Source organism: Mesorhizobium qingshengii (assembly GCF_900103325.1).
Classification (GTDB): domain Bacteria; phylum Pseudomonadota; class Alphaproteobacteria; order Rhizobiales; family Rhizobiaceae; genus Mesorhizobium; species Mesorhizobium qingshengii.
Genome location: NZ_FMXM01000003.1, coordinates 511,235 through 535,112 on the forward strand (window position 1 = coordinate 511,235; position 23,878 = coordinate 535,112).

Annotated in this window: 26 protein-coding genes; 13 read left to right on the forward strand and 13 right to left on the reverse strand. The window is 63.5% G+C overall.

The window, feature by feature from the left end:
* Positions 1 to 56: 56 nt before the first annotated feature.
* The 3 genes from BLS48_RS06305 to BLS48_RS06315 all read left to right on the forward strand — a co-directional run bounded on the left by BLS48_RS06305 (position 57) and on the right by BLS48_RS06315 (position 3,373).
* Positions 57 to 926 (forward strand): carbohydrate ABC transporter permease, encoded by an 870-nt coding sequence (locus BLS48_RS06305; RefSeq protein WP_091576113.1) that lies wholly within the window; start codon positions 57 to 59, stop codon positions 924 to 926.
* Entirely contained in the window at positions 923 to 1,747 is an 825-nt protein-coding gene (locus BLS48_RS06310) for a carbohydrate ABC transporter permease (RefSeq protein WP_091576114.1), read from the forward strand. The genes BLS48_RS06305 and BLS48_RS06310 overlap by 4 nt, the downstream gene beginning before the upstream one ends.
* Positions 1,748 to 1,897: 150 nt before the next feature.
* Positions 1,898 to 3,373, forward strand: coding sequence for a M81 family metallopeptidase (locus BLS48_RS06315; protein ID WP_091576115.1), 1,476 nt, complete (start codon positions 1,898 to 1,900; stop codon positions 3,371 to 3,373).
* An 8-nt stretch (positions 3,374 to 3,381) separates the two neighbouring features.
* Here the strand turns inward: BLS48_RS06315 and BLS48_RS06320 are convergent, their stop codons facing one another.
* The 6 genes from BLS48_RS06320 to BLS48_RS06345 all read right to left on the reverse strand — a co-directional run bounded on the left by BLS48_RS06320 (position 3,382) and on the right by BLS48_RS06345 (position 8,706).
* Complete coding sequence (locus BLS48_RS06320) at positions 3,382 to 5,436, reverse strand: M3 family metallopeptidase (protein ID WP_091576116.1); 2,055 nt, start codon at positions 5,434 to 5,436, stop codon at positions 3,382 to 3,384.
* Positions 5,437 to 5,528: 92 nt separating this feature from the next.
* Complete coding sequence (locus BLS48_RS06325) at positions 5,529 to 5,945, reverse strand: hypothetical protein (RefSeq protein ID WP_091576117.1); 417 nt, start codon at positions 5,943 to 5,945, stop codon at positions 5,529 to 5,531.
* An 8-nt stretch (positions 5,946 to 5,953) separates the two neighbouring features.
* Positions 5,954 to 6,598 carry a carbonic anhydrase gene (locus BLS48_RS06330; RefSeq protein ID WP_091576118.1) on the reverse strand — a complete coding sequence of 215 codons (645 nt, stop codon included), beginning with the start codon at positions 6,596 to 6,598 and terminating at the stop codon, positions 5,954 to 5,956.
* 146 nt (positions 6,599 to 6,744) lie between these two features.
* Positions 6,745 to 7,560, reverse strand: coding sequence for a DUF429 domain-containing protein (locus BLS48_RS06335; RefSeq protein WP_091576119.1), 816 nt, complete (start codon positions 7,558 to 7,560; stop codon positions 6,745 to 6,747).
* The gene (gene pdxY, locus BLS48_RS06340) at positions 7,557 to 8,441 is read right to left on the reverse strand and encodes a pyridoxal kinase PdxY (RefSeq protein ID WP_091576120.1); all 885 of its coding nucleotides are present in this window, start codon (positions 8,439 to 8,441) and stop codon (positions 7,557 to 7,559) included. The genes BLS48_RS06335 and pdxY overlap by 4 nt, the downstream gene beginning before the upstream one ends.
* 13 nt (positions 8,442 to 8,454) lie before the next feature.
* Complete coding sequence (locus BLS48_RS06345) at positions 8,455 to 8,706, reverse strand: hypothetical protein (RefSeq protein ID WP_091576121.1); 252 nt, start codon at positions 8,704 to 8,706, stop codon at positions 8,455 to 8,457.
* A 165-nt stretch (positions 8,707 to 8,871) separates the two neighbouring features.
* Here BLS48_RS06345 and BLS48_RS06350 point away from each other — a divergent pair, with 165 nt between their 5' ends.
* The 6 genes from BLS48_RS06350 to ppa all read left to right on the forward strand — a co-directional run bounded on the left by BLS48_RS06350 (position 8,872) and on the right by ppa (position 13,172).
* Positions 8,872 to 9,510: a LemA family protein gene (locus tag BLS48_RS06350; RefSeq protein ID WP_091576246.1), complete on the forward strand. Its 639-nt coding sequence runs from the start codon at positions 8,872 to 8,874 to the stop codon at positions 9,508 to 9,510.
* Between the two features lie 51 nt (positions 9,511 to 9,561).
* The gene (locus tag BLS48_RS06355) at positions 9,562 to 10,356 is read left to right on the forward strand and encodes a TPM domain-containing protein (protein WP_244529529.1); all 795 of its coding nucleotides are present in this window, start codon (positions 9,562 to 9,564) and stop codon (positions 10,354 to 10,356) included.
* Positions 10,357 to 10,360: 4 nt separating this feature from the next.
* Positions 10,361 to 11,254, forward strand: a complete 894-nt coding sequence (locus BLS48_RS06360) for a TPM domain-containing protein (RefSeq protein ID WP_091576247.1) — start codon at positions 10,361 to 10,363, stop codon at positions 11,252 to 11,254.
* Positions 11,255 to 11,263: 9 nt separating this feature from the next.
* On the forward strand, positions 11,264 to 11,902 hold the full coding sequence (locus tag BLS48_RS06365) for a TPM domain-containing protein (protein WP_091576123.1): 639 nt from the start codon (positions 11,264 to 11,266) through the stop codon (positions 11,900 to 11,902).
* A gap of 118 nt (positions 11,903 to 12,020) precedes the next feature.
* Positions 12,021 to 12,527 (forward strand): GNAT family N-acetyltransferase, encoded by a 507-nt coding sequence (locus BLS48_RS06370; RefSeq protein ID WP_091576124.1) that lies wholly within the window; start codon positions 12,021 to 12,023, stop codon positions 12,525 to 12,527.
* A gap of 111 nt (positions 12,528 to 12,638) precedes the next feature.
* Positions 12,639 to 13,172, forward strand: a complete 534-nt coding sequence (ppa, locus tag BLS48_RS06375) for an inorganic diphosphatase (protein ID WP_091576125.1) — start codon at positions 12,639 to 12,641, stop codon at positions 13,170 to 13,172.
* A 201-nt stretch (positions 13,173 to 13,373) separates the two neighbouring features.
* On the opposite strand, the gene BLS48_RS06380 is transcribed toward ppa, so the two are convergent.
* Together BLS48_RS06380 and BLS48_RS06385 are read right to left on the reverse strand one after the other, a co-directional pair.
* A complete protein-coding gene (locus tag BLS48_RS06380; RefSeq protein WP_091576126.1) occupies positions 13,374 to 13,967 on the reverse strand; it encodes a hypothetical protein in 594 nt (197 codons plus the stop codon).
* Positions 13,968 to 14,011: 44 nt separating this feature from the next.
* Complete coding sequence (locus BLS48_RS06385; RefSeq protein ID WP_091576127.1) at positions 14,012 to 14,629, reverse strand: TetR/AcrR family transcriptional regulator; 618 nt, start codon at positions 14,627 to 14,629, stop codon at positions 14,012 to 14,014.
* A gap of 75 nt (positions 14,630 to 14,704) precedes the next feature.
* Here BLS48_RS06385 and BLS48_RS06390 point away from each other — a divergent pair, with 75 nt between their 5' ends.
* On the forward strand, positions 14,705 to 15,988 hold the full coding sequence (locus BLS48_RS06390) for an MFS transporter (protein WP_091576128.1): 1,284 nt from the start codon (positions 14,705 to 14,707) through the stop codon (positions 15,986 to 15,988).
* A 114-nt stretch (positions 15,989 to 16,102) separates the two neighbouring features.
* Positions 16,103 to 17,677 carry an alkaline phosphatase D family protein gene (locus tag BLS48_RS06395; protein ID WP_091576248.1) on the forward strand — a complete coding sequence of 525 codons (1,575 nt, stop codon included), beginning with the start codon at positions 16,103 to 16,105 and terminating at the stop codon, positions 17,675 to 17,677.
* Between the two features lie 136 nt (positions 17,678 to 17,813).
* Here BLS48_RS06395 and BLS48_RS06400 read toward each other — a convergent pair whose 3' ends face one another.
* Positions 17,814 to 18,095 carry a hypothetical protein gene (locus BLS48_RS06400; RefSeq protein ID WP_091576129.1) on the reverse strand — a complete coding sequence of 94 codons (282 nt, stop codon included), beginning with the start codon at positions 18,093 to 18,095 and terminating at the stop codon, positions 17,814 to 17,816.
* Between the two features lie 198 nt (positions 18,096 to 18,293).
* Between BLS48_RS06400 and typA the strand changes: the two genes are divergently transcribed.
* On the forward strand, positions 18,294 to 20,123 hold the full coding sequence (gene typA / locus BLS48_RS06405) for a translational GTPase TypA (protein ID WP_091576130.1): 1,830 nt from the start codon (positions 18,294 to 18,296) through the stop codon (positions 20,121 to 20,123).
* A gap of 62 nt (positions 20,124 to 20,185) precedes the next feature.
* Here typA and BLS48_RS06410 read toward each other — a convergent pair whose 3' ends face one another.
* Entirely contained in the window at positions 20,186 to 20,818 is a 633-nt protein-coding gene (locus tag BLS48_RS06410; protein ID WP_091576131.1) for a DUF1062 domain-containing protein, read from the reverse strand.
* A 402-nt stretch (positions 20,819 to 21,220) separates the two neighbouring features.
* On the reverse strand, positions 21,221 to 22,222 hold the full coding sequence (locus BLS48_RS06415) for an alkaline phosphatase family protein (RefSeq protein WP_244529523.1): 1,002 nt from the start codon (positions 22,220 to 22,222) through the stop codon (positions 21,221 to 21,223).
* On the opposite strand from BLS48_RS06415, the gene BLS48_RS06420 reads away from it, so the two are divergent.
* Positions 22,217 to 22,831: a LysE family translocator gene (locus tag BLS48_RS06420; RefSeq protein ID WP_091576249.1), complete on the forward strand. Its 615-nt coding sequence runs from the start codon at positions 22,217 to 22,219 to the stop codon at positions 22,829 to 22,831. The two genes, BLS48_RS06415 and BLS48_RS06420, sit on opposite strands and share 6 nt — an antisense overlap.
* A gap of 9 nt (positions 22,832 to 22,840) precedes the next feature.
* Here BLS48_RS06420 and BLS48_RS06425 read toward each other — a convergent pair whose 3' ends face one another.
* On the reverse strand, positions 22,841 to 23,167 hold the full coding sequence (locus tag BLS48_RS06425) for a YciI family protein (protein WP_091576133.1): 327 nt from the start codon (positions 23,165 to 23,167) through the stop codon (positions 22,841 to 22,843).
* Between the two features lie 135 nt (positions 23,168 to 23,302).
* The gene (locus BLS48_RS06430; protein ID WP_091576250.1) at positions 23,303 to 23,866 is read right to left on the reverse strand and encodes a peroxidase-related enzyme; all 564 of its coding nucleotides are present in this window, start codon (positions 23,864 to 23,866) and stop codon (positions 23,303 to 23,305) included.
* Positions 23,867 to 23,878 lie beyond the last annotated feature (12 nt).

Sequence of the window (23,878 nt, forward strand, 5' to 3'; positions counted from 1 at the left end):
CGGGCGCGCCACATCTCCCTGAAGCGAATTTCAAATTCGCCACACCAGGTCAGCCGATGCAAAATCGTTTCTTGCCCTATCTCCTGACCTTGCCCAGCCTGTTCCTGGCGGCAGTCGTCATCTTCTGGCCGGTCTGGGACCTGATCCAGATCTCGACGCATGACGTGAACCGCTTCGGCCAGCTTCGCGAACTCAACGACTTCGCCAATTTCTCGGCGCTCGCTGCCGATCCCGATTTCATCGCCGCGCTCTGGCGAACCGGCCAGTGGACCGTTCTGGTCGTCGGCGGCGCGCTGCTGTTGTCGATCCCGGTGGCGATGATCCTCAACACCGATTTCTATGGCAGGGGCATCGCCCGCGTCATCATCATGCTGCCCTGGGCGGTGTCGCTGACCATGACCGCGGTGGTCTGGCGCTGGGCGCTGAGCGGCGAAAGCGGCATGCTGAATTCGGCGCTGATCGGCCTCGGCCTCATCGACCACAACATCCAGTGGCTGGCGAGCGCGGAGACCGCCTTTCCCATGCAGGTGCTGATCGGCATCCTGGTCACGGTGCCGTTCACCACGACGATCTTCCTCGGCGGCCTGTCGTCGATCCCGGACGACCTCTACGAGGCGGCGGCGCTCGAAGGGGCGACACCGCTGCAGCAGTTCCGCGAGATCACCTTTCCGCTGCTGAAACCGTTCATCAACATCGCCATCGTGCTCAACACCATCTACGTCTTCAACTCCTTCCCGATCATCTGGGTGATGACGCAAGGCGGGCCGGCAAACTCGACCGACATCCTGGTCACCCACCTCTACAAGCTGGCCTTCCGCATCGGCAAACTCGGCGAGGCATCGGCGGTGTCGCTGGTGATGTTTGCCATATTGCTGGTCTTCACCATGATCTATGTGCGGCTGGCGATGCGGGAGCAACGCGCATGACAAGCAAGCTGAAGCGTTCCGTCATCGCCTGGCTGCTGCTGGCGCCGCTGATCGTGGTGACGATCTTTCCCTTTGCCGTGATGTTCCTGACCGCGGTCAAGCCAAGGCAGGAGGTGCTGTCGCCAACCTGGTGGCCGAGCGAGTTCCGCTGGTCGAACTTCGCCGACATGTGGGTGGCGACCGGCTTCGGCCAGGCGCTGGTCAATTCGCTCTATGTGTCCGTTATCGCCACCGTCGGCGCCATCCTGATCTCGGTTCCGGCGGCCTATGCGATGTCGCGCTTTCGCTTTGCCGGCTACGGCGCCTTGCGCCAGTTCCTGCTGATCTCGCAGATGATCTCGCCGATCGTGCTGGTGCTCGGCCTGTTCCGGCTGATGGCGGCGTGGGGGCTGGTCGAGAGCACCACCGCGCTTGGCTTCATCTACATGGCCTTCAACGTCGCCTTCACGGTGTGGATGCTGCAGAGCTACTTCGACACCATTCCGCGCGATCTCGAGGAAGCCGCCTGGATGGAGGGTGCCGGCCGCTGGCTGACCTTGCGCAAGGTGTTCCTGCCGCTCTGCCTGCCGGCGATCGCGGTGACCGCGATCTTCACCTTCATCAATGCCTGGAACGAATTCGTCGTGGCGCTGACCATGCTGCGCAGCCAGGAAAGCTACACCTTGCCGATCCAGGTGTTTTCACTGGTCGCCGGCCGCTACACCATCGAATGGCACCACGTCATGGCCGCGACTCTGCTGGCGACCTTGCCGGTGGCCATCCTGTTCATCTGGCTGCAACGCTACCTCGTTCGCGGGCTGGCACTCGGGGCGGTCAAGTAGCCGCGCATTCATGCGGAACGGAGTTCTTGATGTCACACAAATATGTGTCCGGGTCATCGCACGCACCGCTGTCGCCACGGCCGACGATCTCGTCTACATGCCCAGCCGCAACAACCACGAACTGACCAGAGCGAAGCGGAATTCCTGAAAATGCGCATCTTCACCGCCTCGCTGGCGACGGAAACCAACACCTTCTCGCCGGTGCCGACCGATCGGGCCTCGTTCGAGATGGCCTTCTATGCTGGGCCCGGCAAGCACCCGGAAACGCCGACGCTGTGCTCCTCGCCGATGGTCGCCCTGCGCCGGCGCGCGGCCGCCGAAGGCCTCACCGTTATCGAAGGCACCGCCACCTGGGCGGAGCCGGGCGGCCTGGTGCAGCGGCAGACCTATGAGGCGCTGCGCGACGAGATCCTCGGCCAGCTCAAGGCAGCGCTGCCGGTCGATGCGGTCATCCTCGGCCTGCATGGCGCGATGGTGGCGCAAGGCTATGACGACTGCGAAGGCGATCTGCTCGAGCGCGTCCGCGAGATGGTGGGTCCGCGGGTGGTGATTGCCTCGGAGTTTGATCCGCACAGCCATCTGACGCCGAAGCGGGTGGCGGCATCGGACATCATGGCCTACTTCCTCGAATTCCCGCACACCGACTTCTACGAGCGTGGCGAACATGTCGTCGAGCTTGGCCTCGCGGCGGCGCGCGGCGAGATCAAGCCTGTCATCTCGACCTTCGACTGCCGCATGATCCAGGTGTTGCCGACCAGCCGCGAGCCGATGCGCTCGTTCGTCGACCGCATCAAGGCGCTGCACGGCAAGGACGGCGTGCTGTCGGTCTCCGTCATCCACGGCTTCATGGCGGCCGACGTTGCCGAGATGGGCACGCGCATCCTGGTCGTTACCGACAATGACAAGGCCAAGGGCGATGCGCTGGCGGAACGGCTGGGGCGTGAGCTCTACGACCTTCGTGAAAAGACGGCGATGACGATGCTGAGCGCCGCCGCCGGCATCGACCGGGCGCTGGCCGTGCGCGCTGAAAATCCGGGCAAGCCAGTGGTCATCGCCGACATCTGGGACAATCCGGGCGGGGGCGTTCCCGGCGACGGCACCGTCGTGCTGCGTCAGATGCTGGCACGTGGCCTGAACAATGTCGGCGTCGCGACGATATGGGATCCGATCGCGGTGACCTTCTGCCTGGCGGCGGGCGAGGGGGCGGTCATCGACCTGCGTTTCGGCGGCAAGGCCGGGCCGCAGGCCGGCGAGCCGATCGACGCGCGGGTCAAGGTGCTGAAGGCGGTTGCGGAGGGCTGGCAGAGTTTCGGGCCAAGCCGGGTGACATTGGGGCCGACGGCGCTGGTTCGCATCGAAGACACCGAGGTCGACATCATCCTCAACACCAACCGCACGCAGACCTTCGAACCGGATATCTTCGTCAATCTCGGCGTCGATCCGCTGGCCAAGGATGTCCTGCTGATCAAGTCGACCAATCATTTCTACGCCGGCTTCGTGCCGATCGCCGCCGAGATCATCTATGTCTCGGCGCCCAGTTCATATCCCAGCAATCCGGCGGCGACCAACTACACAAAGCTGACGCGGCCGATCTGGCCGCGGGTGGCTGATCCGTGGAAGGTGTGAGGGCTGGATCACACCAGCCCGCGCTTGACCATCATCGCTTCAGGCGACGGCATCTTGCCGCGAAACGCCGTGTACAGCTCTTCCGGGTCCTTCGAGCCGCCGGCGGCGTAGATGTTCTGCCTCAGCCGCTCGGCCAGCGCCGGGTTGAAGGGGTCGCCGGTCTCCTCGAAGGCGGCGAAGGCATCGGCGTCGAGCACTTCCGACCACATGTAGGAGTAGTAGCCGGCCGAATAGCCGTCGCCTGAGAAGACATGGCCGAAATGCGGGGTGCGGTGACGCATCGCGATGGTGTCCGGCATGTCAAGTTCTTCAAGCGTTTCGGCTTCGAAACGAAGTGGCGCTTCAGGCGCGTCCGGCCGCGCGTGATAGGCCATGTCGATCAGCGCCGAGGCAGTGAACTCGACCGTGGCGAAGCCGGCGCCGAAGGTGCGCGCCGCCAGCATCTTGTCGAGCAGCGCCTTGGGCATCGGCTTGCCGGTCTTGACATGAAGTGCGTGCTTTTCCAGCACCGCCGGCACAGTCAGCCAGTGCTCGTAGAGCTGCGAGGGCAGTTCGACGAAGTCGCGGCTGACCGAGGTGCCGGAGACCGACGGCCAGGTAACGTCGGTCAGCATGCCGTGCAGCGCATGACCGAATTCATGGAACAGCGTCTTCGCCTCGTCGACCGACAGCAGCGCCGGCTCGCCCGCCGGCGGCTTGGCGAAGTTCATGACGTTGTAGATGACCGGCTTCGAACCATGGCCGAGACGATAGCCCGATTGCAGTGCGCTCATCCAGGCGCCGGAGCGCTTTGACGGCCGGGCGAAATAGTCGGCGAGGAACAGGCCGCGCTCGCTGCCATCGGCATTCCTGACGACGAAGACGCGGGCGTCCGGGTGCCAGGCGGCGATGCCCTGCTTCTCCTCGAAAATGATGCCGAACAGTCTTGTCGCCACGTCGAAGCAGGCGTCGATGACACGGTCGAGCTGCAGATAGGGCTTCAGTTCGGCCTCGTCGAAGGCGAACTTCTCCGCGCGCAGCTTTTCCTGGTAGAAGCGCCAGTCCCAGGCGGCGAATTTCTCGTTGCTGCCGGCTTCCGTCGCCAGCCGTTGCAGCTCAGTCTGGTCGGCTGCTGCTTTCTCCAGCGCCTTTTTCCAGACCGGATCAAGCAGCGCATGCACCGCCTTCGGCGTCTTGGCCATGGTGTCGTCGAGCTTCAGCGCGGCGAAGGAGCCGTAGCCGAGAAGCTTGGCTTTCTCGGCGCGAAGCTTCAGCATGTCGCGCACCACCAACGTGTTGTCGGTGGCGCCGCCGTTCTGGCCGCGCATGGTGAAGGCGCGGAAGGCGATCTCGCGCAGATCGCGGCGTTCCGAGAAGGTCGAGAACGGTTCGTAGATCGAGCGCGACAGGGTGATGGCGTAGCGGCCCTGCTGTCCGCGCATTTCGGCGGCTTCGGCCATCGAGCTCTTGAGGAAATCGGGCAGGCCGGCAAGGTCCGCCTCGTCGAGAAACAGCGCCCAGTCGCGCTCGTCGGCGAGCACATTCTGGCCGAAACTGGTGCCGAGCGAGGACAGCTCCTCGTTGATCTTGGCCAGTCGCTTCTTGCCATCGGCATCAAGCTTCGCGCCCGAGCGGACAAAGCCTTTCCAGGTCTTTTCCAGCACGCGCAGCGTCTCGGCGTCGAGCTTCAGGCTCTCACGGCGCTGGTAGAGGTCATCGATGCGGGCGAACAGTTTCTCGTTCATCGAGATCGCCGAGAAATGCCTGGACATTTTTGGCGAGATGTCGCGCTCCAGGGCCTGGATCGCATCGTTGGTATGGGCGCCGGCGCGGCACCAGAAGATCGACGAGACACGGTCGAGGGCGTCGCCGCCGAGTTCCAGCGCCTGCAGCGTGTTTTCGATGGTTGGCGTATCCTTGTTGCCGGCGATCGCATCGATCTCGGCCTCATGCGCCTTCAACGCCGCGTCGAAGACCGGGGAAAAGTCGTCGTCGCCGATATGGGCGAAATCGGGCAGACCGAGCGGCCCTTGCCACGTGGTCAGCGGATGGGTGGCGAGGTCGACGGTTTTCGTGGCAGGCATTGGCTATCTTTCGATTGGCGGGCGAGGAAAGGGTGGGGGGCACCACCGATGTAGGGTGCTGGTTTGTCACGCGCAACAGCGCGACTGGTTGGTCAATAAGCCGCGCAGCTTTCGGCGAGGGCCTTTTGCGTGCTCGCCGTGATGCGGTCGTCGGCAATGGCGAAGGTCTCGTGCATCAGCATGTCGTTGTTTGGGAAATCGTAGCAGGCAATCACGGTGGTGACGCCGGCTTCGCTCTTTTCGATCCTATGCCGGATCGCGGCACCCGCGACGGCGCCCTGCCATTCGTCGATCGAGTCGATGAATTCCTGTTTGTTTTGCACGACGCCGACATCGTCGAGTTTCATACGGACATCATCGGCGAGCAGGTCCGTCAATTCGGTGCGGTCGGCCACCAGCAACGCCGAATACCAGCGGTCGATGATCGCGCCATCGTCGGCGCGGGCGCAAACCAGTGAGGCCAGCAGCGCGACGGCAACGAAAGCGGCACGATGGCAGTCCTGGCGCATCGTCGGCGTCACCCCAGCTCCGGTCGCTCAAAGTCGCCGGTTTCCTTGTTCATCACCCAGAGCTCGCCGCTCGAAATGTCGAACCATGCACCGTGCAGCGACAGCCGGCCCTTGCCTTCGAGGATCGAGACGCAGGGAAAGGTCCTGAGATTGGCGATGGAATAGCGGATCGAGATGCGCTCCAGCGCAGTCTGGCGCTCGGTTGACGTCATGAAGGTGCTGGATGAGACGGTTTCGGCGGCCGGCGCGATCAGGCTCATCCACTTGCCGATGAAGTCGCCAGGCGACAGCGGTGCGGCCGTGGTGTCGAGCGCGGCGCGGATGCCGCCGCAGCGGCCATGGCCCATGACGACGATGTTCTTGACCTTGAGGCTTTGCACGGCGAATTCGAGTGCGGCGGAGGTCGAATGGAACTCGCCATCCGGTGCGTAGGGCGGCACCAGATTGCCGACATTGCGCAGCACGAAGAGTTCGCCCGGCCCAGCGTCGAAGATCGCTTCTGGCGCGGCGCGCGAATCGCAGCAGGCGACGATCATCGTCTCCGGTGCCTGGCCTTCGCGGGCGAGCTCGCGATAGCGTCCGCTCTCGCTGAGATAGCGGCCATTCATGAAATTGCGATAGCCAGTGAGAAGGTGTTCGGGGAGATGAGGCATGGGCAGCTAAGGCCTTTCCGGGTTGGAGGCGGCAGCTCGTTGCGGTCGAGAGAAGCCTCTAGCGGCAAAAGCCTGTCGCGAGCAATGCACAATTGCAGGGGCTCGGTGCAAATGCCATGCATCAGGCGCGGTTCGCGCCGATAGCGCTACGCCCAGATGGCGACCGGAATGCCAAAGCGGTCGGTGAGCGGTGGGTCGGGAAACGGCCTTGCCTCGCCGCTGACAATGCGACCGGCAACCAGCATCATTGCCGCCGCATCGAGGAAATCATCGGCTGCCGCGCCTTTCGGTGGCGCCTGGTCGAGAAAGTCCATCTCATAGCCGTGCCGGCAGAGCAGCGCCTTGCGTTCCGCCATGCCGGCCGGATTGATGCTGCCCTTGATCCTCTTCGGCAGCTGCATGGCCTTGTCGCCGTTCAGCCGGCAGAAGGCGACCTCCGGATGCGATTCGAAGACGCGGCGGCGCAAATCGGCTCGCGCGATCAGCAAGGCGTCGATCTCGCGGATCTTGGCAAAGATGCCAAAGGCCTGGATCGAAACGCCGCGCGGCGGATCGGATGTGGTCCTGGCCACATCGCTCGCCCGGCGGTGCGCGGCGTACCAGGCTTCGATCGTGGTGAAGTCACCCTTGTCGGCGTAGAGCGCGGCACGGGACGGGATCGAAAAAACGCTGGATTGGCGTGCCCCGAGCAGCGGCCGCACCAGCGCTTCCGGTCCGCGCCCGCCTTTGCTGGAAAACTCGGGCAGGCCGATAGGCATGTCGACGGCGATGACCGCATCGTCGGAATTTGCCGCAAGCAGCGCTGCGAAGTTGTCGAAGACCTCGACCGACGGTGTCGAACCGGGGTTACGAGGTATCGAACCGGGGTTACGACGTATCGAACCGGGATCGCACCGCACGGCGATCCAGCCGGCCTTGCAGCCATCGACGCCGACAAGCACGGCGGTCGCCGCCGAGGTCATGCCCGGCGGTCCCGCCCTGGATGCGTGAGGTGGCGAAGCTGGACCATGGCCATAGGGTGCGACAGGCTCTGCGCATCGGTTTCGAGCTGCAATTCATCACCGCCGCGCTTGGCCGTGCGCGCCAGGATCTCGTAGACCGCCGCCGTGGTCGACTGCAGCGCCTTGATCGCCGGCTGGCCGGACAGGATGCGCGCCAGATAGACGGCGGCCGTGAGGTCACCCAGACCATTCGGCGGCTTGTCGATCAGGCGGTGTTCGGCCAACAGCGCCTGGCTGCCGTTGAGCAGAAGGTTGCCGGTGCCGCCCGTCATCATCGATGGCGCCGAGGTGACCAGCATGGTCGACGGTCCGGCATGAAGGGCGGCCGCGTTCACCGATTTCAGGTCGGGCAATTGCGCGCCGGCCATCCATTCCAGTTCGTAGCGGTTGGGGGTGGCGATATCGGCGATCGGCATCAGCCGGTCGCGCATGGCGATGGCGACCGGCTCGGGCACATAGAGACCGCCCGAATCACCCATGACCGGGTCGCAGATATAGACGGCGTCAGGCGTCCTTGCCTTCACCGCGGCGACCAGCGAGGCAACGGCATCGGCCTGGCCGGCCTCGCCGAGGTATCCGGACAGCACGGCGCCGACCTCGCCCAGCCAGGGCGCGCGTTCAAGGTCGGCCATCAGTGCCTTGAACTGGTCGAGCGGCGGCACGATGCGCGTCGCTCGACCATGGCCGGGATGCCAGGGCAGGATAATCGTCGGCACCGCCCAGACCGGAAAGCCCAGCGTCTCCAGCGCGAACACTGCGGCGCGATTGCCGACCGAGCCGCGTGCGACATGGCTGGAAATGACGATGACCGCACGCGGCGCGTCGGGTTTTTCGGCACTCATTGTTTTTTGATTCCTAACTGCCCCGGGTGACGAAAAGCACGAGCCAGATCATCAGGCCCAGCGCCACAAGCAGGCCGAGTATCCTGCCAATGCGCGTGCCCCAGACTTCGATCGGGTCCGCGCGGTCGGCATCGGCCGCGCTGATGTGATCGCGCACGCCTTTCGTGGTCCGCGCCACAAACGAGGTGCCGGCCGGATCGGTCTCGCGCGCGATGCGCTCGAGGATACGGCGCGATTCCCTGTCGCTGTCCTGGCGTCCCGCCATGATGATGTCCCGTTTCGGCCGGACCTTATCGCGTTCGCACCGCCAATCACAGGGCCCTTGCGACGACACCTTGCGTGCCAGGCAAGCGGTTGCCGGTCGAGGCCGTTTTCTTGCGCGCCGATTGTGGTAATGCTTGGCATGCAACTTCTACCGAAGGACCCCATCATGTTCGCCCAGCGCCTTGCCTCACCATCGACGTTCCGCACGCTTCCCGCTTTCCTGATGATGGCCATCGTGCTGCCGTTGCTTGCCGGCTGCGGCTACAACACCATCCCGACGGCGGAGGAAAACGCCAAGGCGGCATGGAGCGAGGTGCTGAACCAGTATCAGCGCCGCGCCGATCTCATCCCCAACCTGGTCGAGACGGTCAAGGGCTATGCCTCGCATGAAAAGGATACGCTCGACGCGGTGGTCGAAGCACGCGCCAAGGCAACGCAGATAACGGTGACGCCGGAAACGCTGAAGGACCCCGAGGCGTTCAAGAAGTTCCAGGACAGCCAGTCCGGCCTGACCAGCGCGCTGTCGCGGCTGCTGGCCGTGGTCGAGAACTACCCCGATCTCAAGGCCAACCAGAATTTCCTGGCGCTGCAGGCGCAGCTCGAGGGCACGGAGAACCGCATCGCGGTGGCGCGGCGCGACTACATCCAGGCAGTGAAGGACTACAATCTGACGCTCAGGACCTTCCCCTCGGTGCTGTGGGCGACCTTCTGGTTCCGCAGCAACCAGCCCTTCGCCAATTTCACCATCGACGAAGACAAGCTGCAGACGCCGAAGGTCGATTTCGGCACCAAGCAGGGCGGTTGATAGCCGGAGCCAAACGTGGTGATCTCGCAGGCCGATGAGGGGCGACGCGGCATTCGTCTTGTCGCCGTCGTGCTGCTCACCTTTGTGCATCCGTTCTCGGCCTTCGCCGCCGAGTTGCCAGCGCTGACGGGGCGTGTCGTCGACAATGCCGGCATCATCGATGCAGCGACCGAAGCGGCGCTGACGCAGAAGCTGGCCGACTTCGAGAAAAAAGGCTCGGACCAGATCGTCGTCGCCACGATTCCCAGCCTCGACGGCGAGGAGATCGAGCCCTACGCCAACCGGCTGTTCCGCTTCTGGAAGCTCGGCCAGGCGAAGGAGAACAACGGTGCGCTTCTGCTGGTCGCCAAGAACGATCGCAAGATGCGCATCGAGGTCGGCTATGGGCTGGAAGGCACGCTGACCGACCTGCACACCAAGCTGATCATCGAAAACGACATGGTGCCGGCGTTCCGCGCCGGCGATTTCTCCGGCGGCATAAGCAAGGCCGTCGACGACATGATCATGGTGCTGGAAGGCAATCCGGAGGAATTGGTGGCGCGCGGCGAGCGCAACCAGCAGGCGCCGTTCAATTCCGACAACCTGTTCTTCGCCGTCTTCATCAGCATCTGGGCGATCATCTTCTTCGGCAGCATCGCGGCTTCGGTCCTGCCACCGATCTTCGGCCAGAAACTCGGTCCAGGCCGCTATCGCTGGCTCGGCATGACCTTCGAGCCCAGCCGCCGGCGGTCCTCTGGTGGCGGCTGGTCGTCCGGCGGTGGCGGGTGGTCGTCGGGAGGCGGCGGTGGCGGCTTCTCCGGTGGCGGCGGCTCGTCCGGCGGCGGCGGCTCCTCGGGCGGTTGGTGATGACATGACGACGCGCACCATCAGCCTGTCGAGACCCAGCCGCTTCACACCGGTGATCCGAGCCATCCTCATGGCCCTGGGGGTACTGTTCTGCGGGTTCACGGCTTTCGCCGCCGAGCTGCCTGCCCTGACCGGACGTATCGTCGACAATGCGGGCATCATCGACGATGCCACCAAGGCGGCATTGACGCAGAAGCTCGCCGATTTCGAGAAAAAAGGCGCGGACCAGATCGTCGTCGCCACGATTCCCAGCCTCGACGGCGAGGAGATCGAGCCCTACGCCAACCGGCTGTTCCGCTTCTGGAAGCTCGGCCAGGCCGGCGAAAACAATGGCGTTCTGCTGCTGGTGGCGAAGAACGACCGCAAGATGCGCATCGAGGTCGGCTATGGCCTCGAGGGGACGCTGACCGACCTGCACACCAAGCTGATCATCGAAAACGACATGGTGCCGGCGTTCCGCGCCGGTGATTTCTCCGGCGGCATCAGCAAAGCCGTCGACGACATGGTCATGGTGCTGGAAGGCAATCCGGAAGAACTGGAAGCGCGCGGTCAGCGCAATCCCGCCGATACCAGCACCCCCATCGATCCCATCGTCGCGGTGTTCCTGATCCTGTGGGCGACGATGTTCTTCGGCGGCCTGGCGATGGCATTCCTGCCGCCGATGTTCGGCACAAAGCTGTCGCCGGGCGTGTACAAATGGCTGGGCATGACCTTTCGTTACGGCCGCGGAACGAGCGGTTCGTCCTCGGGTGGCGGCTGGACTTCGGGGTCGTCGTCGGGCGGCGGCTGGTCGTCGGGGAGTTCCGGCAGCGGCTGGTCGTCCGGTTCAAGCAGCGGCGGCGGGTTTTCCGGTGGCGGCGGCTCGTCCGGCGGTGGCGGTTCTTCAGGAAGCTGGTGAGATAAAATCATGGCAACACGACCGATCACAGCCGAGGATCACGAGCGCATCGCCACGGCGATCCGCGTCGCCGAAGCGAAAACCGACGGCGAGATCTACTGCGTCGTGGCGCGTGCCAGCGACGGCTATTTCTTCCCGGCCGCTTTCATGGCGACAGCAGGCATGCTGATCGTCAGTCTCGCCGTTGCCTATGGGCTGGAGGCTTGGTGGCTGTCGATCCGGTTGCCGCATTTCGTCCTCGCCCAGCTGTTGGCGCTGGCCTGCGTGCTGGTGTTGCTGTGGGCGCTGCCGGGCCTGCGCATCCATCTGGTGCCAAGGCGGCTGCGCTACCAGGCGGCGCACGCCGACGCGATCAAGCAGTTCCTCGCCCGCAACGTCCACCGCACCACGGCGCGCACCGGTGTGCTGGTGTTCGTCTCGATTGCCGAGCACTACGCCGAGGTGGTCGCCGACAGCGGCATCGATGCCAAGGTCGGCCAGCATGTCTGGGATGGTGTCATACGCGACCTGACCGCGCATGCCGGCGACGACCGTCTAGCCGACGGCTTCGTCAAGGCAATCGAATTGGTGGGGGCGGTGCTGGCCGAGCATTTCCCAGTCACATCAGGCGACACCAACGAACTGGAGGACCATCTGGTCGAGATCTGACCCCTACAAGAAGGTTTCGGGGGGAACGTCGCTGACGCGATGACCGCCTGTGAGAAAGCGGTCGGCGGGTCGCCCGGACTCTTGCAATCGGGCGACGCGGGTTTATGGTTAACAAATCATGAATACGCTGACGATCGACATAAGGAAGGCCGAGCCGCGCGATGCTGGCGCCATCGCCGAAGTGCACCTGCAGGCCTGGCGCGGCGCCTACTCCGGCATCATTCCGCACCGCACCCTGACATCGATGATCAACCGCCGCGGCGCCGACTGGTGGGCGAACGCAATCCGCCGCGCCGCCACCGTCCTGGTCGTCGAGATCGGCGGGACGATCGCCGGCTATGCGACGGTCGGCAAGAACCGCGCCCGGGAACTGCGGCAGCAAGGCGAAATCTACGAATTGTACCTGCGCCCGGAATATCAGGGCATCGGGCTCGGCAGCCGGCTGTTCGCGGCGGCACGGGCGCGTCTGGCCGATCACGGGCTGAAGGGCATGGTGGTGTGGGCGCTGGAAGACAACCAGAACGCGCTCGACTTCTATGCCGGCGCCGGCGGCCGCGATGTCGCCGAGGGCGTCGAGATCTTCGAGCAGAAGGCGCTGAAGAAGGTCGCCTTCGTCTGGGAGTGACAGCCCGGCCTTTCTGCCGGCGCGCCTTCCGACCAAGCCCAGCACCATTCGCCGCATTGCGCCGCGCCGCAGCGCCCGCTATCGGTCTCTCATCGAAAGAGGGACAAAGCCATGCGCATTGAAGCCATAGCCATCGGAAAGAATCCGCCGGAGGACATCAACGTCATCATCGAAGTGCCGATCGGCGGCGAGCCGATCAAGTACGAGATGGACAAGGAGGCCGGCACACTGTTCGTCGACCGCTTCCTGCACACATCGATGCGTTATCCCGGCAATTACGGCTTCGTGCCACACACGCTGTCGGGCGATGGCGATCCGATCGACGTGCTGGTCTGCAACACGCGCGCGCTGGTGCCGGGCTGCGTCATCAATGTCAGGCCGATCGGCGTTCTGGTGATGGAAGACAATGCCGGCCAGGACGAGAAGGTCATCGCGGTGCCGTCGCCCAAGCTGACGCTGCGCTACGAGAACGTCACCGAGTACACGCAACTGCCCGACATCACGCGCCAGCAGGTGCAGCACTTCTTCGAGCACTACAAGGACCTCGAACCCGGCAAATGGGTCAAGATCGAGGGTTGGCACGATTCCAAATATGCCAAGAGGATGATCGTCGACGCTATCGCGCGGGCGAAAGCGAGCAAGTAGCTCGGAGTTTCGTCATCCTCGGGCTTGACCCGAGGATCCATGCCGTAACGCTAGCCGAAGCGCGCGGCGGAACAGAATTTCTGCACCGCTGCTGTGTTGTGGTGTCGCGGCATGGATCCTGGGGTCTGCGCCGCGTCGCTTCGCTCCTTGCTCCGCCCCAGGATGACGAAGTGACGGGCGCTGCGGCCAATCTCAGCGTGCCTAGTTATCCACCCGGCCGAAAGCCGGCACGTTGCCGATGACGGTATGCTTGTCCTTGCCACAGGCGAATGTGCGCGCCTTCTCATCGGCAAGCTTGCGCGCCTGGTCATTGGCGCCGGGATTGCCGGTGGCCAGCACCAGGCCGACGGTGCAGCTGTCGCGCCCATCCATCTGGCCAACCTTGGCAACTAGCAGCACTTCGGTTGGCTTGTTCTCATCCTCGGGATTGCTGATCGAGCGCCGGTGGATGACCGCGAACGGCACGGCCTTGTCGCCCTTGGTCTCGATGCGCCACTCGACCTTGGCTCCGGACGAATTGAAGCCGGAAAAACTCTCCCAGGCGGACGTCATGTCGCCGCCGGGCGGAAAACCGTAGAACAGCGATTCACGAGCGTCGTCATAAGCGACCAGCACCGGATAGCCGCGATACCCCGAACAGGCGAGATCGGCCCAGTCGCCTTCGCCTTCCTCGGCCTGCGCATAGGTCACGCAGTCCTTCTTCCAGTCGAGGTCGGTGTAGGCGCTCGATATTTCGCCGGCGTGTGCCACCTGGCAAAAGCCGGCGAGGACAAGCGGAATCAACAGGCTGCGCATCGCGGACGTCTCCGTTGGAGGTCGCCCCAGCGTATCGCCAATCGCTATTTCTTCAAGCTTGCTTCGATCAGCAGGTCGGCATTCGTCGCCACCGACTGCGCCGGTCCGCCAGCACCGAACAGCTGGCCGCTGATATAGGCGCCCTCGATCAGGAGCAGCAGCCCGTCGCCGAGCGTGTCGGCATCGCCGGCGCCCATCGCGACCGCCATGGCGCGCAGGCGCCGGCGCAATTCCTGCTTGTTGGCCTCGCTGACCACGCGCGCCGGGTGGCCCCGTTCGGGATATTCGACAGCCGCGTTGGTCATGCCACAGCCGCGATATTGCGGCATCTGCGTGCGCTTGCCGACGCGGGTCAGGAAAGCCTTGATCTGTGCGCGCGGGTCGCCGGGATGAGCGTCCACCGCCTCGTCGAAGCGATCCCAGAACTCAAGGTCGTACTGCCGGAGGTAGGAGGCCGCCAGCTCGTCCTTGGAGGGAAAGCTGCGATAGAGGCTCGGCTTGGTGACGCCGGCGCGCCTGACGATCTCGTCGACGCCTATCGCCCTGATGCCTTGCCGGTAGAACAGGTCGCGCGCCACGTCGAGAATCTTCTTGGCGGCCCTCGGCGGCGCCGATGCATGACCGTCGTTGATGGTCGGTTCAATATTTTTGTCCGTTGGCATCCTGTGACTCGATTGACAATGTTACCGATCGGTACGTATACATCATCCCACCCCTGCAACGTACCGGTCAGTAACATGATAGCTCAATCCCGTCCATTTGGCCAGCGCTACGCTTTCGTCGTGGTTGGCGTCATCTTCCTCTGCCTGCTGATCGCGGCCGGCCTTCGTTCGGCGCCTGCCGTGATGATGCTGCCGCTGGAAAACAGCTTCGGCTGGGGGCGTGATGTGGTTTCGGTGGCCGCTGCCATCGGCATCTTCCTCTACGGTCTGACCGGGCCGTTTGCCGCTGCCCTGATGGAGCGGATCGGGTTGCGCCGCACGCTGCTCGCCTCGTTGGTGGTGATGTCGGGGTCGACCGCGCTCAGCCTGCTGATGACCAAGCCATGGCATCTGTTCATCACCTGGGGTGTGTTTTCCGGCATCGGTTCCGGCGCGGTCGCCACTGTGCTCGGCGCAACCATCGTCAATCGCTGGTTCAAGACCAATCGCGGCCTTGTCATGGGGCTGATGTCGGCCTCCAGCGCCACCGGCCTGCTGGTGTTCCTGCCGCTGCTCGCCTCGCTCGCCCAGTCGGGCGGCTGGAAGCCGGTCGCCATCGCCGTGGCGGTCGCCACCGCCTGTCTTCTGCCGCTGGTCTGGCTGCTGGTGCCGGAGCGCCCGGCCTCGATCGGCATGGTGCGGTTTGGCGCCGAGGCCGATGACGTGCCGCCGACATCGCCGGCCTCGCGAGGCAATTTCCTCGCCCACACGCTCAACACGCTGCGGCGCGCCGCCGGCACGCGGGTGTTCTGGTACCTGTTCGCCACCTTCTTCGTCTGCGGCTTCACCACCAACGGGCTGGTCGGCACGCATCTGATCGCGTTCTGCGGCGACATGGGCATCGGCGAGGTGCAGGCGGCCGGCCTGCTGTCGATGATGGGCATCTTCGACCTGATCGGCACGACGCTGTCGGGCTGGCTCACCGACCGCTTCGACCCGCGCAAGCTGCTCGGCGTCTACTATGGCATCCGCGGCCTGTCGCTGATCTATCTGCCCTATTCCGGCTTCTCGGCGACCAGCCTGATCATTTTCGCGGTCCTCTACGGCCTCGACTGGATCGCCACCGTGCCGCCGACGCTGAGGCTCGCCAACGAGGCGTTCGGCGACCGCAGCGGGCCGATCGTGTTCGGCTGGATCGTCGCCGGCCATCAGGTCGGGGCGGCCACGGCCGCGGCCTTCGGCGGCACCATGCGCGAGCTGCAGGGCAATTATGAGCTGGCGTTCCTGATCGCCGGCATGACGGCGATCGCCGCAGCCTGCATCTCGCTGCTGATCAACACCAGCCGCCCCGCCTTCGATCCCGAGCCGCAGGCTGCATAGCCGGCGGCCCGCCTTGCCAGTGCATTGTCAGAAAAACTTCATGGTTTCGAGATGCCGCTGAAACATTGAGGCTGGACCTTGATGGCACCGTTCAACGCCATCCAGGAGACAGCCATGAACAAGCTCTCGATGACCCGCCGCGCTTTCGTCACTTCCGCCAGTGCCGTTGGCCTGGTCGGCGTTTCCGGCCTGGCGCTGCCATACTATTCGCGCGCCAGCCAGCGCCCGGCCTTCACGCATGGCGTCCAGTCGGGCGATGTCGACGCGACCAGCGGCATGGTGTGGACGCGCACGGATCGCCCGTCTCGCGTCATGTTCGAGGTGTCGTCGACGGAGAATTTCGCCAATGCGACCCGGCTCGCGCCGCTCGATACCTCGCCGGCCAGCGACTACACGGTGAAGCGGCTGCTCACCGATCTCGCCTCCGACCAGGACATCTTCTATCGCATGACGGCGGCCGATCTCGCCGACATCAACGCCGTCTCGGAGCCGATCACCGGCCGTTTCCGTACCGCGCCCGCCTCCAGGCGCGACATCAGGTTCGCCTGGTCGGGCGACACCGCCGGCCAGGGCTGGGGCATCGACGAGACCGGCATGAAGACCTACGCCACCATTGGCAAGCACACGCCCGATTTCTTCCTGCATTCGGGGGACACCATCTATGCCGACGGCGCGATGAAGGACGAGGTCGACCTGCCCGGCGGCGGCAAGTGGAAGAACGCCGTGCTCATCGACGGCAAGCGCAAGGTCGCCGAGACGCTGGACGAATATCGCGACCAGTGGAAATACAACATGATGGACAGGAACGTGCTGGGCTTGAGCGCCATCTGTCCGACCTTCTACCAGTGGGACGACCACGAGGTGCTGAACAACTGGTCGGATTCGAAGGATCTGAGCGCCGACAACCGCTACACGGAGAAATCCATCCATGTGCTGGCGGCACGTGCGGCGCGCGCCTTCCACGAGATGACGACGATCCGCTACGAACCGTCCGAGCCCGGCCGCGTCTATCGCAAAATAGCCTACGGACCGCTGCTCGACGTGTTCTTCCTCGACATGCGTTCCTATCGCGGGCCCAACGGTCCGGACATGCAGGATGAGATGACGCCGCAATCGCGCATGCTCGGCGAACAGCAGACGAAGTGGCTGAAGCGAGAGCTGGCAAATTCGAAGGCGACCTGGAAAATCATTGCCGCCGACATGCCGCTGGGCCTCATCGTCTGGGATGACGGGGCCAAGAAGGTGGGCGCCGAGGCAGTCAGCAATGGCGACAATGGTGCGCCAAAGGGTCGCGAGCTCGAGATCGTGGACCTGCTGCGCTACATCAAGAACGCCGGCATCAGCAACACCGTCTGGCTAACCGCCGACGTGCACTACACGGCGGCGCACTACTACAATCCCGACAAGGCGCAGTTCCAGGATTTCAATCCGTTCTGGGAATTCGTCTCAGGACCGATCCATGCCGGCACGTTCGGCCCCAACGATTTCGACATGACCTTCGGTCCGGAACTGAAGTTCATCAAGGCGCCGACCGCCGAGCAGGGCCAGAACCTGCCGCCATCGGCCGGCCTGCAGTTCTTCGGGCTGGTCGATATCAACGGCGCCAGCGAACAGATGACAGTGCGGCTGATGGATCGCGAGGACAACGAACTCTACAAGGTCACGCTCGACCCGGTGCGGTCGGCATAAGCGAAGGAGTGCGGCGGAACGGCTTTCATTCTGCGCCGCAGCGTTTTTCGGGGGATGTCACGGCTGGATCCCAGGGTCTTCGCGACGTCGCTTCGCTCCTGCTACGCCCTGGGATGACGACCGCAGACCGCGCTCGTCAATCCGGATAGCAGACCATCGGGATGTTCGGCCAGACGGCGCTGTCGCAATTGGCGGCGTCCTGCCTCTGCTTGAAGGCGGCGCTGACCGGGCCGGTCACCATCGGGTCGACGCCGTCGGGCGCGTCGGCGAACACCTGTTCGGCCGACGGCGCGTCCGCCGACAAGGCAGGGCGTGCTTCCTTCTGCGTCGCGGCCGACTGCGCGGCGTTGGCCGCCAGCAGGACGGCAAAGGCTACCGATGCGATGAGCGGCCAAAATCGGTTGAGTTTATCGGTCATGATGTTCGAACTGCCCGGGACCCTGAAAGGTTCCCGCCTTGGTTAACAAAATCATCTCACACGAGGATGCTTAAGATTTGATGAGTATTTGGTGTCGCGCTTCCCCTTTCGCAAATGCGAAAAACCCTGTATGAGCCGCGCAACCGAAAGAGGCAGCGCCTTTTGGCCTGCTGCCTGCAACGCTCCCGAGACCAGAACATGAAAATCCGTAATATCGCGATCATCGCGCACGTCGACCATGGAAAAACCACCCTCGTCGACCAATTGCTGCGGCAATCCGGCTCCTTCCGCGACAATCAGCGCGTCGCCGAGCGCGCCATGGATTCCAACGACCTCGAAAAGGAACGTGGCATCACCATCCTAGCCAAGGCGACCTCGGTCGACTGGAAGGACACCCGCATCAACATCGTCGACACCCCCGGCCACGCCGATTTCGGCGGCGAGGTCGAACGCATCCTGTCGATGGTGGATTCGGCCATCGTGCTGGTCGATGCCGCCGAAGGGCCGATGCCGCAAACCAAGTTCGTCGTCGGCAAGGCGCTCAAGGTCGGCCTGAAGCCGATCGTCGTCATCAACAAGATCGACCGCCCCGACGCCCGCCATGTCGAGGTGGTCAACGAGGTGTTCGACCTGTTTGCCGCGCTCGATGCCACCGACGAGCAGCTCGACTTCCCGATTCTCTACGGCTCGGGCCGCGACGGCTGGGTGTCCGAAAATCCGGAAGGCCCGAAGGACCAGGGCCTGGCGCCGCTGTTCGACCTCGTCATCAAGCATGTGCCGGCGCCGACCGTGCATCCCGGTCCGTTCCGCATGATCGGCACCATTCTGGAAGCCAATCCCTTCCTCGGCCGCATCATCACCGGCCGCATCGAATCCGGCACGCTGAAATCCAACCAGCCGGTCAAGGTGCTGCACCATGACGGCACGCTGGTCGAAACCGGACGCATCTCGAAGATCCTCGCTTTCCGCGGCCTCGAGCGCCAGCCGATCGAAGAAGCGCAGGCGGGCGACATCGTCGCCATTGCTGGCCTGTCGAAAGGCACCGTCGCCGACACATTCTGCGACCCTTCGGTGACCGAGCCGCTGCATGCGCAGCCGATCGATCCGCCGACCGTGACCATGTCGTTCCTGGTCAACGATTCACCGCTGGCCGGCACCGAAGGCGACAAGGTGACCAGCCGTGTCATCCGCGACCGCCTGCTGCGCGAGGCCGAAGGCAATGTCGCGCTCAAGATCGAGGAATCGCCGGACAAGGATTCGTTCTTCGTCTCCGGCCGCGGCGAATTGCAGCTGGCCGTGCTGATCGAAACGATGCGCCGCGAAGGTTTCGAGATCGCCGTGTCGCGGCCGCGCGTGGTCATGCAGAAGGGCGAGAACGGCGAATTGCTGGAGCCGGTCGAGGAAGTCGTCATCGACGTCGACGAGGAGCATGCTGGTATCGTCGTGCAGAAGATGTCGGAGCGCAAGGCCGAGATGGTCGAGTTGCGCCCGTCCGGCGGCAATCGCCAGCGCATCGTCTTCCACGCGCCGACGCGCGGCCTGATCGGCTACCAGTCGGAACTGTTGACCGACACGCGCGGCACCGCCGTGATGAACCGGCTGTTCCATGCCTATGAACCCTACAAGGGCGAGTTGGCGGGCCGCACCAATGGCGTGCTGATCTCGAACGAGCAGGGCGAGGCGGTGGCCTACGCCATGTGGAACCTGGAAGACCGTGGCCCGATGGTCATCGACCCGGGCGTCAAGGTCTATCAGGGCATGATCATCGGCATTCACACCAGAGACAACGATCTCGAAGTGAACGTGCTCAAGGGCAAGAAGCTGACCAACATCCGCGCCGCCGGCAAGGACGAGGCGGTCAAGCTCACCCCGCCGATCCGCATGACGCTGGAGCGCGCGCTGGCCTGGATCCAGGATGACGAGCTGGTCGAGGTGACGCCAAAGACGATCCGCCTGCGCAAGCTCTATCTCGATCCGAACGAGCGCAAGCGCTTCGAGAAGTCGGCCAAGGCGGTCGGCGCGGCGTAAGCTCTCAATTTTCCAACAGCTGAGAGGGGTGGAGCACTCATGTGCTCCGCCCCTTTTTTCATTTATCCACCGGCAGCCGAAATGATGGCCTGCCGGTCGGGCTCGGCGACGAGATCGATGCGGATCGTCGCTCCATCCCGGGCCGGCTTGCGCAGGGCCTTGGCGCCGTCCGGGTCAATAACCAGCAATCGCCTGTCTTCCAGCGCCTGAAGCCGTGATCGCGATATGGCGAGTTCGTTGGCAAGCAGCCGGTCGAGCCGCAGCGATGTCGGCATTTCGAGCCCGAGCTTGAGTTCCAGCACGGTTGCGCTTTCCCTTGTGTCTGTGTCGCCGAGCCTTTGCTTGTGGACGGCAACATCGGGAAACTCTTCGACACGCCCCACACGGCTACGCAGCGCAATGACATCGAAAGCGTGGCGCCGCGCCAATGCCGGATCGTTGCTTTCAAGCGCCTGCAACAGCACCGGCTCGATGTCGCGGCGGTTGCAGCGCTCGAGAATGCCGAAATTCCAGGAATTGTCGCAGTCGATGCAGCGATAGATCAGCCAGACGTCGATGCGCTTGCCGTTGGCGTTGACGCGAAATTTTTCGCTGCAGCGATAGGCCTTCACGGTGCCGCAGCGATTGCAGTTGATGAGCGGTCGAGGCGCGATTTCAGGCGTGATCGCCCAGTGGATGCACAGATAACCAGACATGCCGATAAGCCCTTCCCGTCGGGAAGTTCATCAGGTCGGCGATGTCGAGATGCCCATGGCGGGCACGGCGTGGCGCAAGCTTGCTATTATCGGAAATCAGGCGTCACGGGCGGTTGCGCGCGACAGCGGTTCAGCAGTGCCAAACCGGTCTCGAACCGCCGCCCAGAGGAACACGTGAAAATGAAAACAGACACCGCGAATGCGGCGCCATGCATTGTGTCGGGGGAGTTGACGAGACCGGCGGTTACGTAGGCAAAGTGAAGCTCAAAATTGTTTCGAGGCGGAATTTCTAGCCGTAGCCAATGACGACGGCAAGGCGGCAGTGACTTCCGACTTTGTTTGGAGACTGCCAATTGTCGAGACGATGGGAGGAGGGACTGTCAGCGCTTGTCCGGTGAGGAATTACCGTCGGCTCCAGCCACTTGCGATCACCCCTCTGATGACGCTGATGCCCAAGGGAGGGATGCTTTCTATGTCTTCAATTGTTCGCAGGACCGAATAGTGATCGATCTTTTCGGAGTACCGTCCTGGGATGATTCCAAATCCGTAGAATACAGTAAATATATGATTCTCTGGATGGTAGTCGTCTTCGTCGAACGTCACTATCAAAAGGCCGTGATTTTTCTTCGACCAGACGGCGTAGCCTCCAAGATGATCTTTCAACCAGGTGTCAGCCGTCTCTATCGTGCCATCGTGCATGTCGTTCTTGAGATTGGGGATCACGAAACTCACGGCTGGTAGCTTCGCGTAGTCGCGAGGGAACTGGGCCAAAGACTTCTCAAATCCCTTCGCGTCCGCAAACGATTCCCAGGGATTATGTTTTCGCGGCGATCCGGCTTCGACGTAGCCCGCAAACGTCTTGCCATGAGCCCGAAGACGAGCGGCCAAGTTCGGCGCTGCAAAGCTGTGCATGCCATCGTCATGGACATCTTGCGTCAAGCCGCTGAACAGCGCGAAGTAGTTGGGTTGGCTGGGGTGAGCAACCCCGTAGGATCGATCGAACAGGGCACCGCCCTTTGCCAGCTTGTTCAAATAGGGAGCAGCTCGTCCCGCCTGGGAAATTTGCTCAAAGGCGTGGTTCTCCATGATGACGACAACGACGTGATCATACTTTGGCGGCGTCCTCGACGATGCGACGGCCAGGGACGCCCCGCTCAGCGCAATGTTGGCTGTCAGGATAGCCAGCATTGCGAACCGTCGAACGATCGCGCGCCAACTTTGCACAATCACGAAAACTTCTCCTCCTGCCTTCTCGGCAAGATCGACCTGACGCAAGCCAGGCATGGCAGTCAAGGGCAAGACCGAACGCTGAGCCGGTCGGGGACTGCCGACCCCGACATTGCAAGCGGTGATATCGATCGGATATCGTTCGCCGCTCAACCGCTGAAAGGCAGTGCCATGCACCTCACCTCGCTCCTGATCTTCGCCGCCGCTTTGTTCGTCGCCGCCGGCTCTCCCGGTCCGTCGATCGCGGCACTCGTGGCGCGGGTCATCTCGAAGGGCTTTCGCGACGTGTTCCCGTTCCTGCTCGCCATGTGGATCGGCGAGGGCATCTGGCTGTCGCTGGCGGTGTTCGGGCTGGCTGTCGTGGCGCAGACCTTCCATTTTGCCTTCGTCGTGGTGAAATGGGTTGGCGTTGCTTATCTTGCTTACCTCGCCTGGAAGATGTGGACCGCGCCGGTCGAGGCGCGCGAGGGCGAGATGCCGCGCGAGGATTCGGCCGTCAAATTGTTCTTCGCCGGCATGGCAGTGACGCTCGGCAACCCCAAGATCATGATGTTCTACCTGGCGCTGTTGCCGACCATCATCGACCTTGCTTCGGTCAGCCTCGTCGGCTGGGTCGAGTTGACGGCGACCATGGCCGTGGTGCTGGTCGCCATCGACCTCGCCTGGGTACTCGCCGCCTCGCAGGCGCGCAAGCTGTTGAAAAGCAAGCGCGCCATGAAGATCGCCAACCGCGTCAGCGCCGGCACCATGGCGGGTGCCGCGGCAGCGATCGCGGCACGCTCCTGAGGCGAGGCGTCAGCTCATCATATTGATGATCGGCGCGATTTCGACGTTGCAGTTCGGCATGGCCAGCATCGGGCAACCTCTGGCCTTTTCGGCGGCATCGTCGATATCCTTGGCTTCGATGATCGAGTAGCCACCGGTCGGGTTGCTGCCGCCATTGTTCTCCACCTTGCCACCGGGCAGGACGGTCTTCGACATGCCGACTGGATTGCCGCTGTCGACGACGGCCGAGCCAAGCTTTCCGAACCAGCCTGTCCAGGCGTCCATCATCGCCTTCCGCTCGGCTTCGCTCGTCGGCATCTTGCCGGAGCCGTGATAGATGTAGAGAAACTTCGCCATGTTCTCCTCCCTTGTTCAGCGGCATCGAACCGGCATGCGGTCATGCCGCACGCTGATCATCGGACCAAACCGGCAAACAAGCAACGAGAATGCGAAATAGCTAATATAGGCGCGGTTGGGTTCCAGCGCCGAGCCTCACCGCGCCATCGCGTGGTACTCGTCGTTCGGCCGCATGTCGATTGCCGCGGCGACCCTGTTCGACATGTTGAAGAAGGAAGCGGTCGAAGCGATGTCCCAGATGTCGCGGTCGGAAAAACCGGCATGGCGCAGTGCCGCCCGGTCGGCCTCGACGATCTTCGCCGGATCCTCGGTCAGCTTGACCGCGAATTCGAGCATCGCCGTCTGTCTGGGCGAAAGATCGGCGGCGCGAAAATTCATCACCATCATCTCGCCGAGCGCCGGCTCGCCGGACAGCTGGCGCACCGCCGCGCCATGCGCGGTCAGGCAATAATAGCAATGGTTGATGGAGGAGACGACGACCGCGATCATCTCGCGCTCCAGCTTCGACAGGCCGGATTCTCCGAGCATCAGATCATTGTACATGTCGGTGAAAGCGCGAAGCTTCCTGTCGTCGAAGGCGTAGGCCTGGAGCACGTTGGGAACGAGGCCGAGCTTCTCCTCGCATTTGGCGAAATAGGCTTTTGTCGCCTCGCTGAGGTCCGCATTGCCGAGGTCAAGCGCGGTGATTTTGCCGGTCATCGGGTGTTTCTC

Excerpts from the sequence above, each read along its gene's own strand:
- BLS48_RS06305 (WP_091576113.1), top strand. The coding sequence starts at position 57 with ATGCAAAATCGTTTCTTGCCCTATCTCCTGACCTTGCCCAGCCTGTTC.
- BLS48_RS06310 (WP_091576114.1), top strand. The coding sequence starts at position 923 with ATGACAAGCAAGCTGAAGCGTTCCGTCATCGCCTGGCTGCTGCTGGCG.
- BLS48_RS06315 (WP_091576115.1), top strand. The coding sequence starts at position 1,898 with ATGCGCATCTTCACCGCCTCGCTGGCGACGGAAACCAACACCTTCTCG.
- BLS48_RS06320 (WP_091576116.1), bottom strand. The coding sequence starts at position 5,436 with ATGCCTGCCACGAAAACCGTCGACCTCGCCACCCATCCGCTGACCACG.
- BLS48_RS06325 (WP_091576117.1), bottom strand. The coding sequence starts at position 5,945 with ATGCGCCAGGACTGCCATCGTGCCGCTTTCGTTGCCGTCGCGCTGCTG.
- BLS48_RS06330 (WP_091576118.1), bottom strand. The coding sequence starts at position 6,598 with ATGCCTCATCTCCCCGAACACCTTCTCACTGGCTATCGCAATTTCATG.
- BLS48_RS06335 (WP_091576119.1), bottom strand. The coding sequence starts at position 7,560 with ATGACCTCGGCGGCGACCGCCGTGCTTGTCGGCGTCGATGGCTGCAAG.
- pdxY (WP_091576120.1), bottom strand. The coding sequence starts at position 8,441 with ATGAGTGCCGAAAAACCCGACGCGCCGCGTGCGGTCATCGTCATTTCC.
- BLS48_RS06345 (WP_091576121.1), bottom strand. The coding sequence starts at position 8,706 with ATGGCGGGACGCCAGGACAGCGACAGGGAATCGCGCCGTATCCTCGAG.
- BLS48_RS06350 (WP_091576246.1), top strand. The coding sequence starts at position 8,872 with ATGTTCGCCCAGCGCCTTGCCTCACCATCGACGTTCCGCACGCTTCCC.
- BLS48_RS06360 (WP_091576247.1), top strand. The coding sequence starts at position 10,361 with ATGACGACGCGCACCATCAGCCTGTCGAGACCCAGCCGCTTCACACCG.
- BLS48_RS06365 (WP_091576123.1), top strand. The coding sequence starts at position 11,264 with ATGGCAACACGACCGATCACAGCCGAGGATCACGAGCGCATCGCCACG.
- BLS48_RS06370 (WP_091576124.1), top strand. The coding sequence starts at position 12,021 with ATGAATACGCTGACGATCGACATAAGGAAGGCCGAGCCGCGCGATGCT.
- ppa (WP_091576125.1), top strand. The coding sequence starts at position 12,639 with ATGCGCATTGAAGCCATAGCCATCGGAAAGAATCCGCCGGAGGACATC.
- BLS48_RS06380 (WP_091576126.1), bottom strand. The coding sequence starts at position 13,967 with ATGCGCAGCCTGTTGATTCCGCTTGTCCTCGCCGGCTTTTGCCAGGTG.
- BLS48_RS06385 (WP_091576127.1), bottom strand. The coding sequence starts at position 14,629 with ATGCCAACGGACAAAAATATTGAACCGACCATCAACGACGGTCATGCA.
- BLS48_RS06390 (WP_091576128.1), top strand. The coding sequence starts at position 14,705 with ATGATAGCTCAATCCCGTCCATTTGGCCAGCGCTACGCTTTCGTCGTG.
- BLS48_RS06395 (WP_091576248.1), top strand. The coding sequence starts at position 16,103 with ATGAACAAGCTCTCGATGACCCGCCGCGCTTTCGTCACTTCCGCCAGT.
- BLS48_RS06400 (WP_091576129.1), bottom strand. The coding sequence starts at position 18,095 with ATGACCGATAAACTCAACCGATTTTGGCCGCTCATCGCATCGGTAGCC.
- typA (WP_091576130.1), top strand. The coding sequence starts at position 18,294 with ATGAAAATCCGTAATATCGCGATCATCGCGCACGTCGACCATGGAAAA.
- BLS48_RS06410 (WP_091576131.1), bottom strand. The coding sequence starts at position 20,818 with ATGTCTGGTTATCTGTGCATCCACTGGGCGATCACGCCTGAAATCGCG.
- BLS48_RS06420 (WP_091576249.1), top strand. The coding sequence starts at position 22,217 with ATGCACCTCACCTCGCTCCTGATCTTCGCCGCCGCTTTGTTCGTCGCC.
- BLS48_RS06425 (WP_091576133.1), bottom strand. The coding sequence starts at position 23,167 with ATGGCGAAGTTTCTCTACATCTATCACGGCTCCGGCAAGATGCCGACG.
- BLS48_RS06430 (WP_091576250.1), bottom strand. The coding sequence starts at position 23,866 with ATGACCGGCAAAATCACCGCGCTTGACCTCGGCAATGCGGACCTCAGC.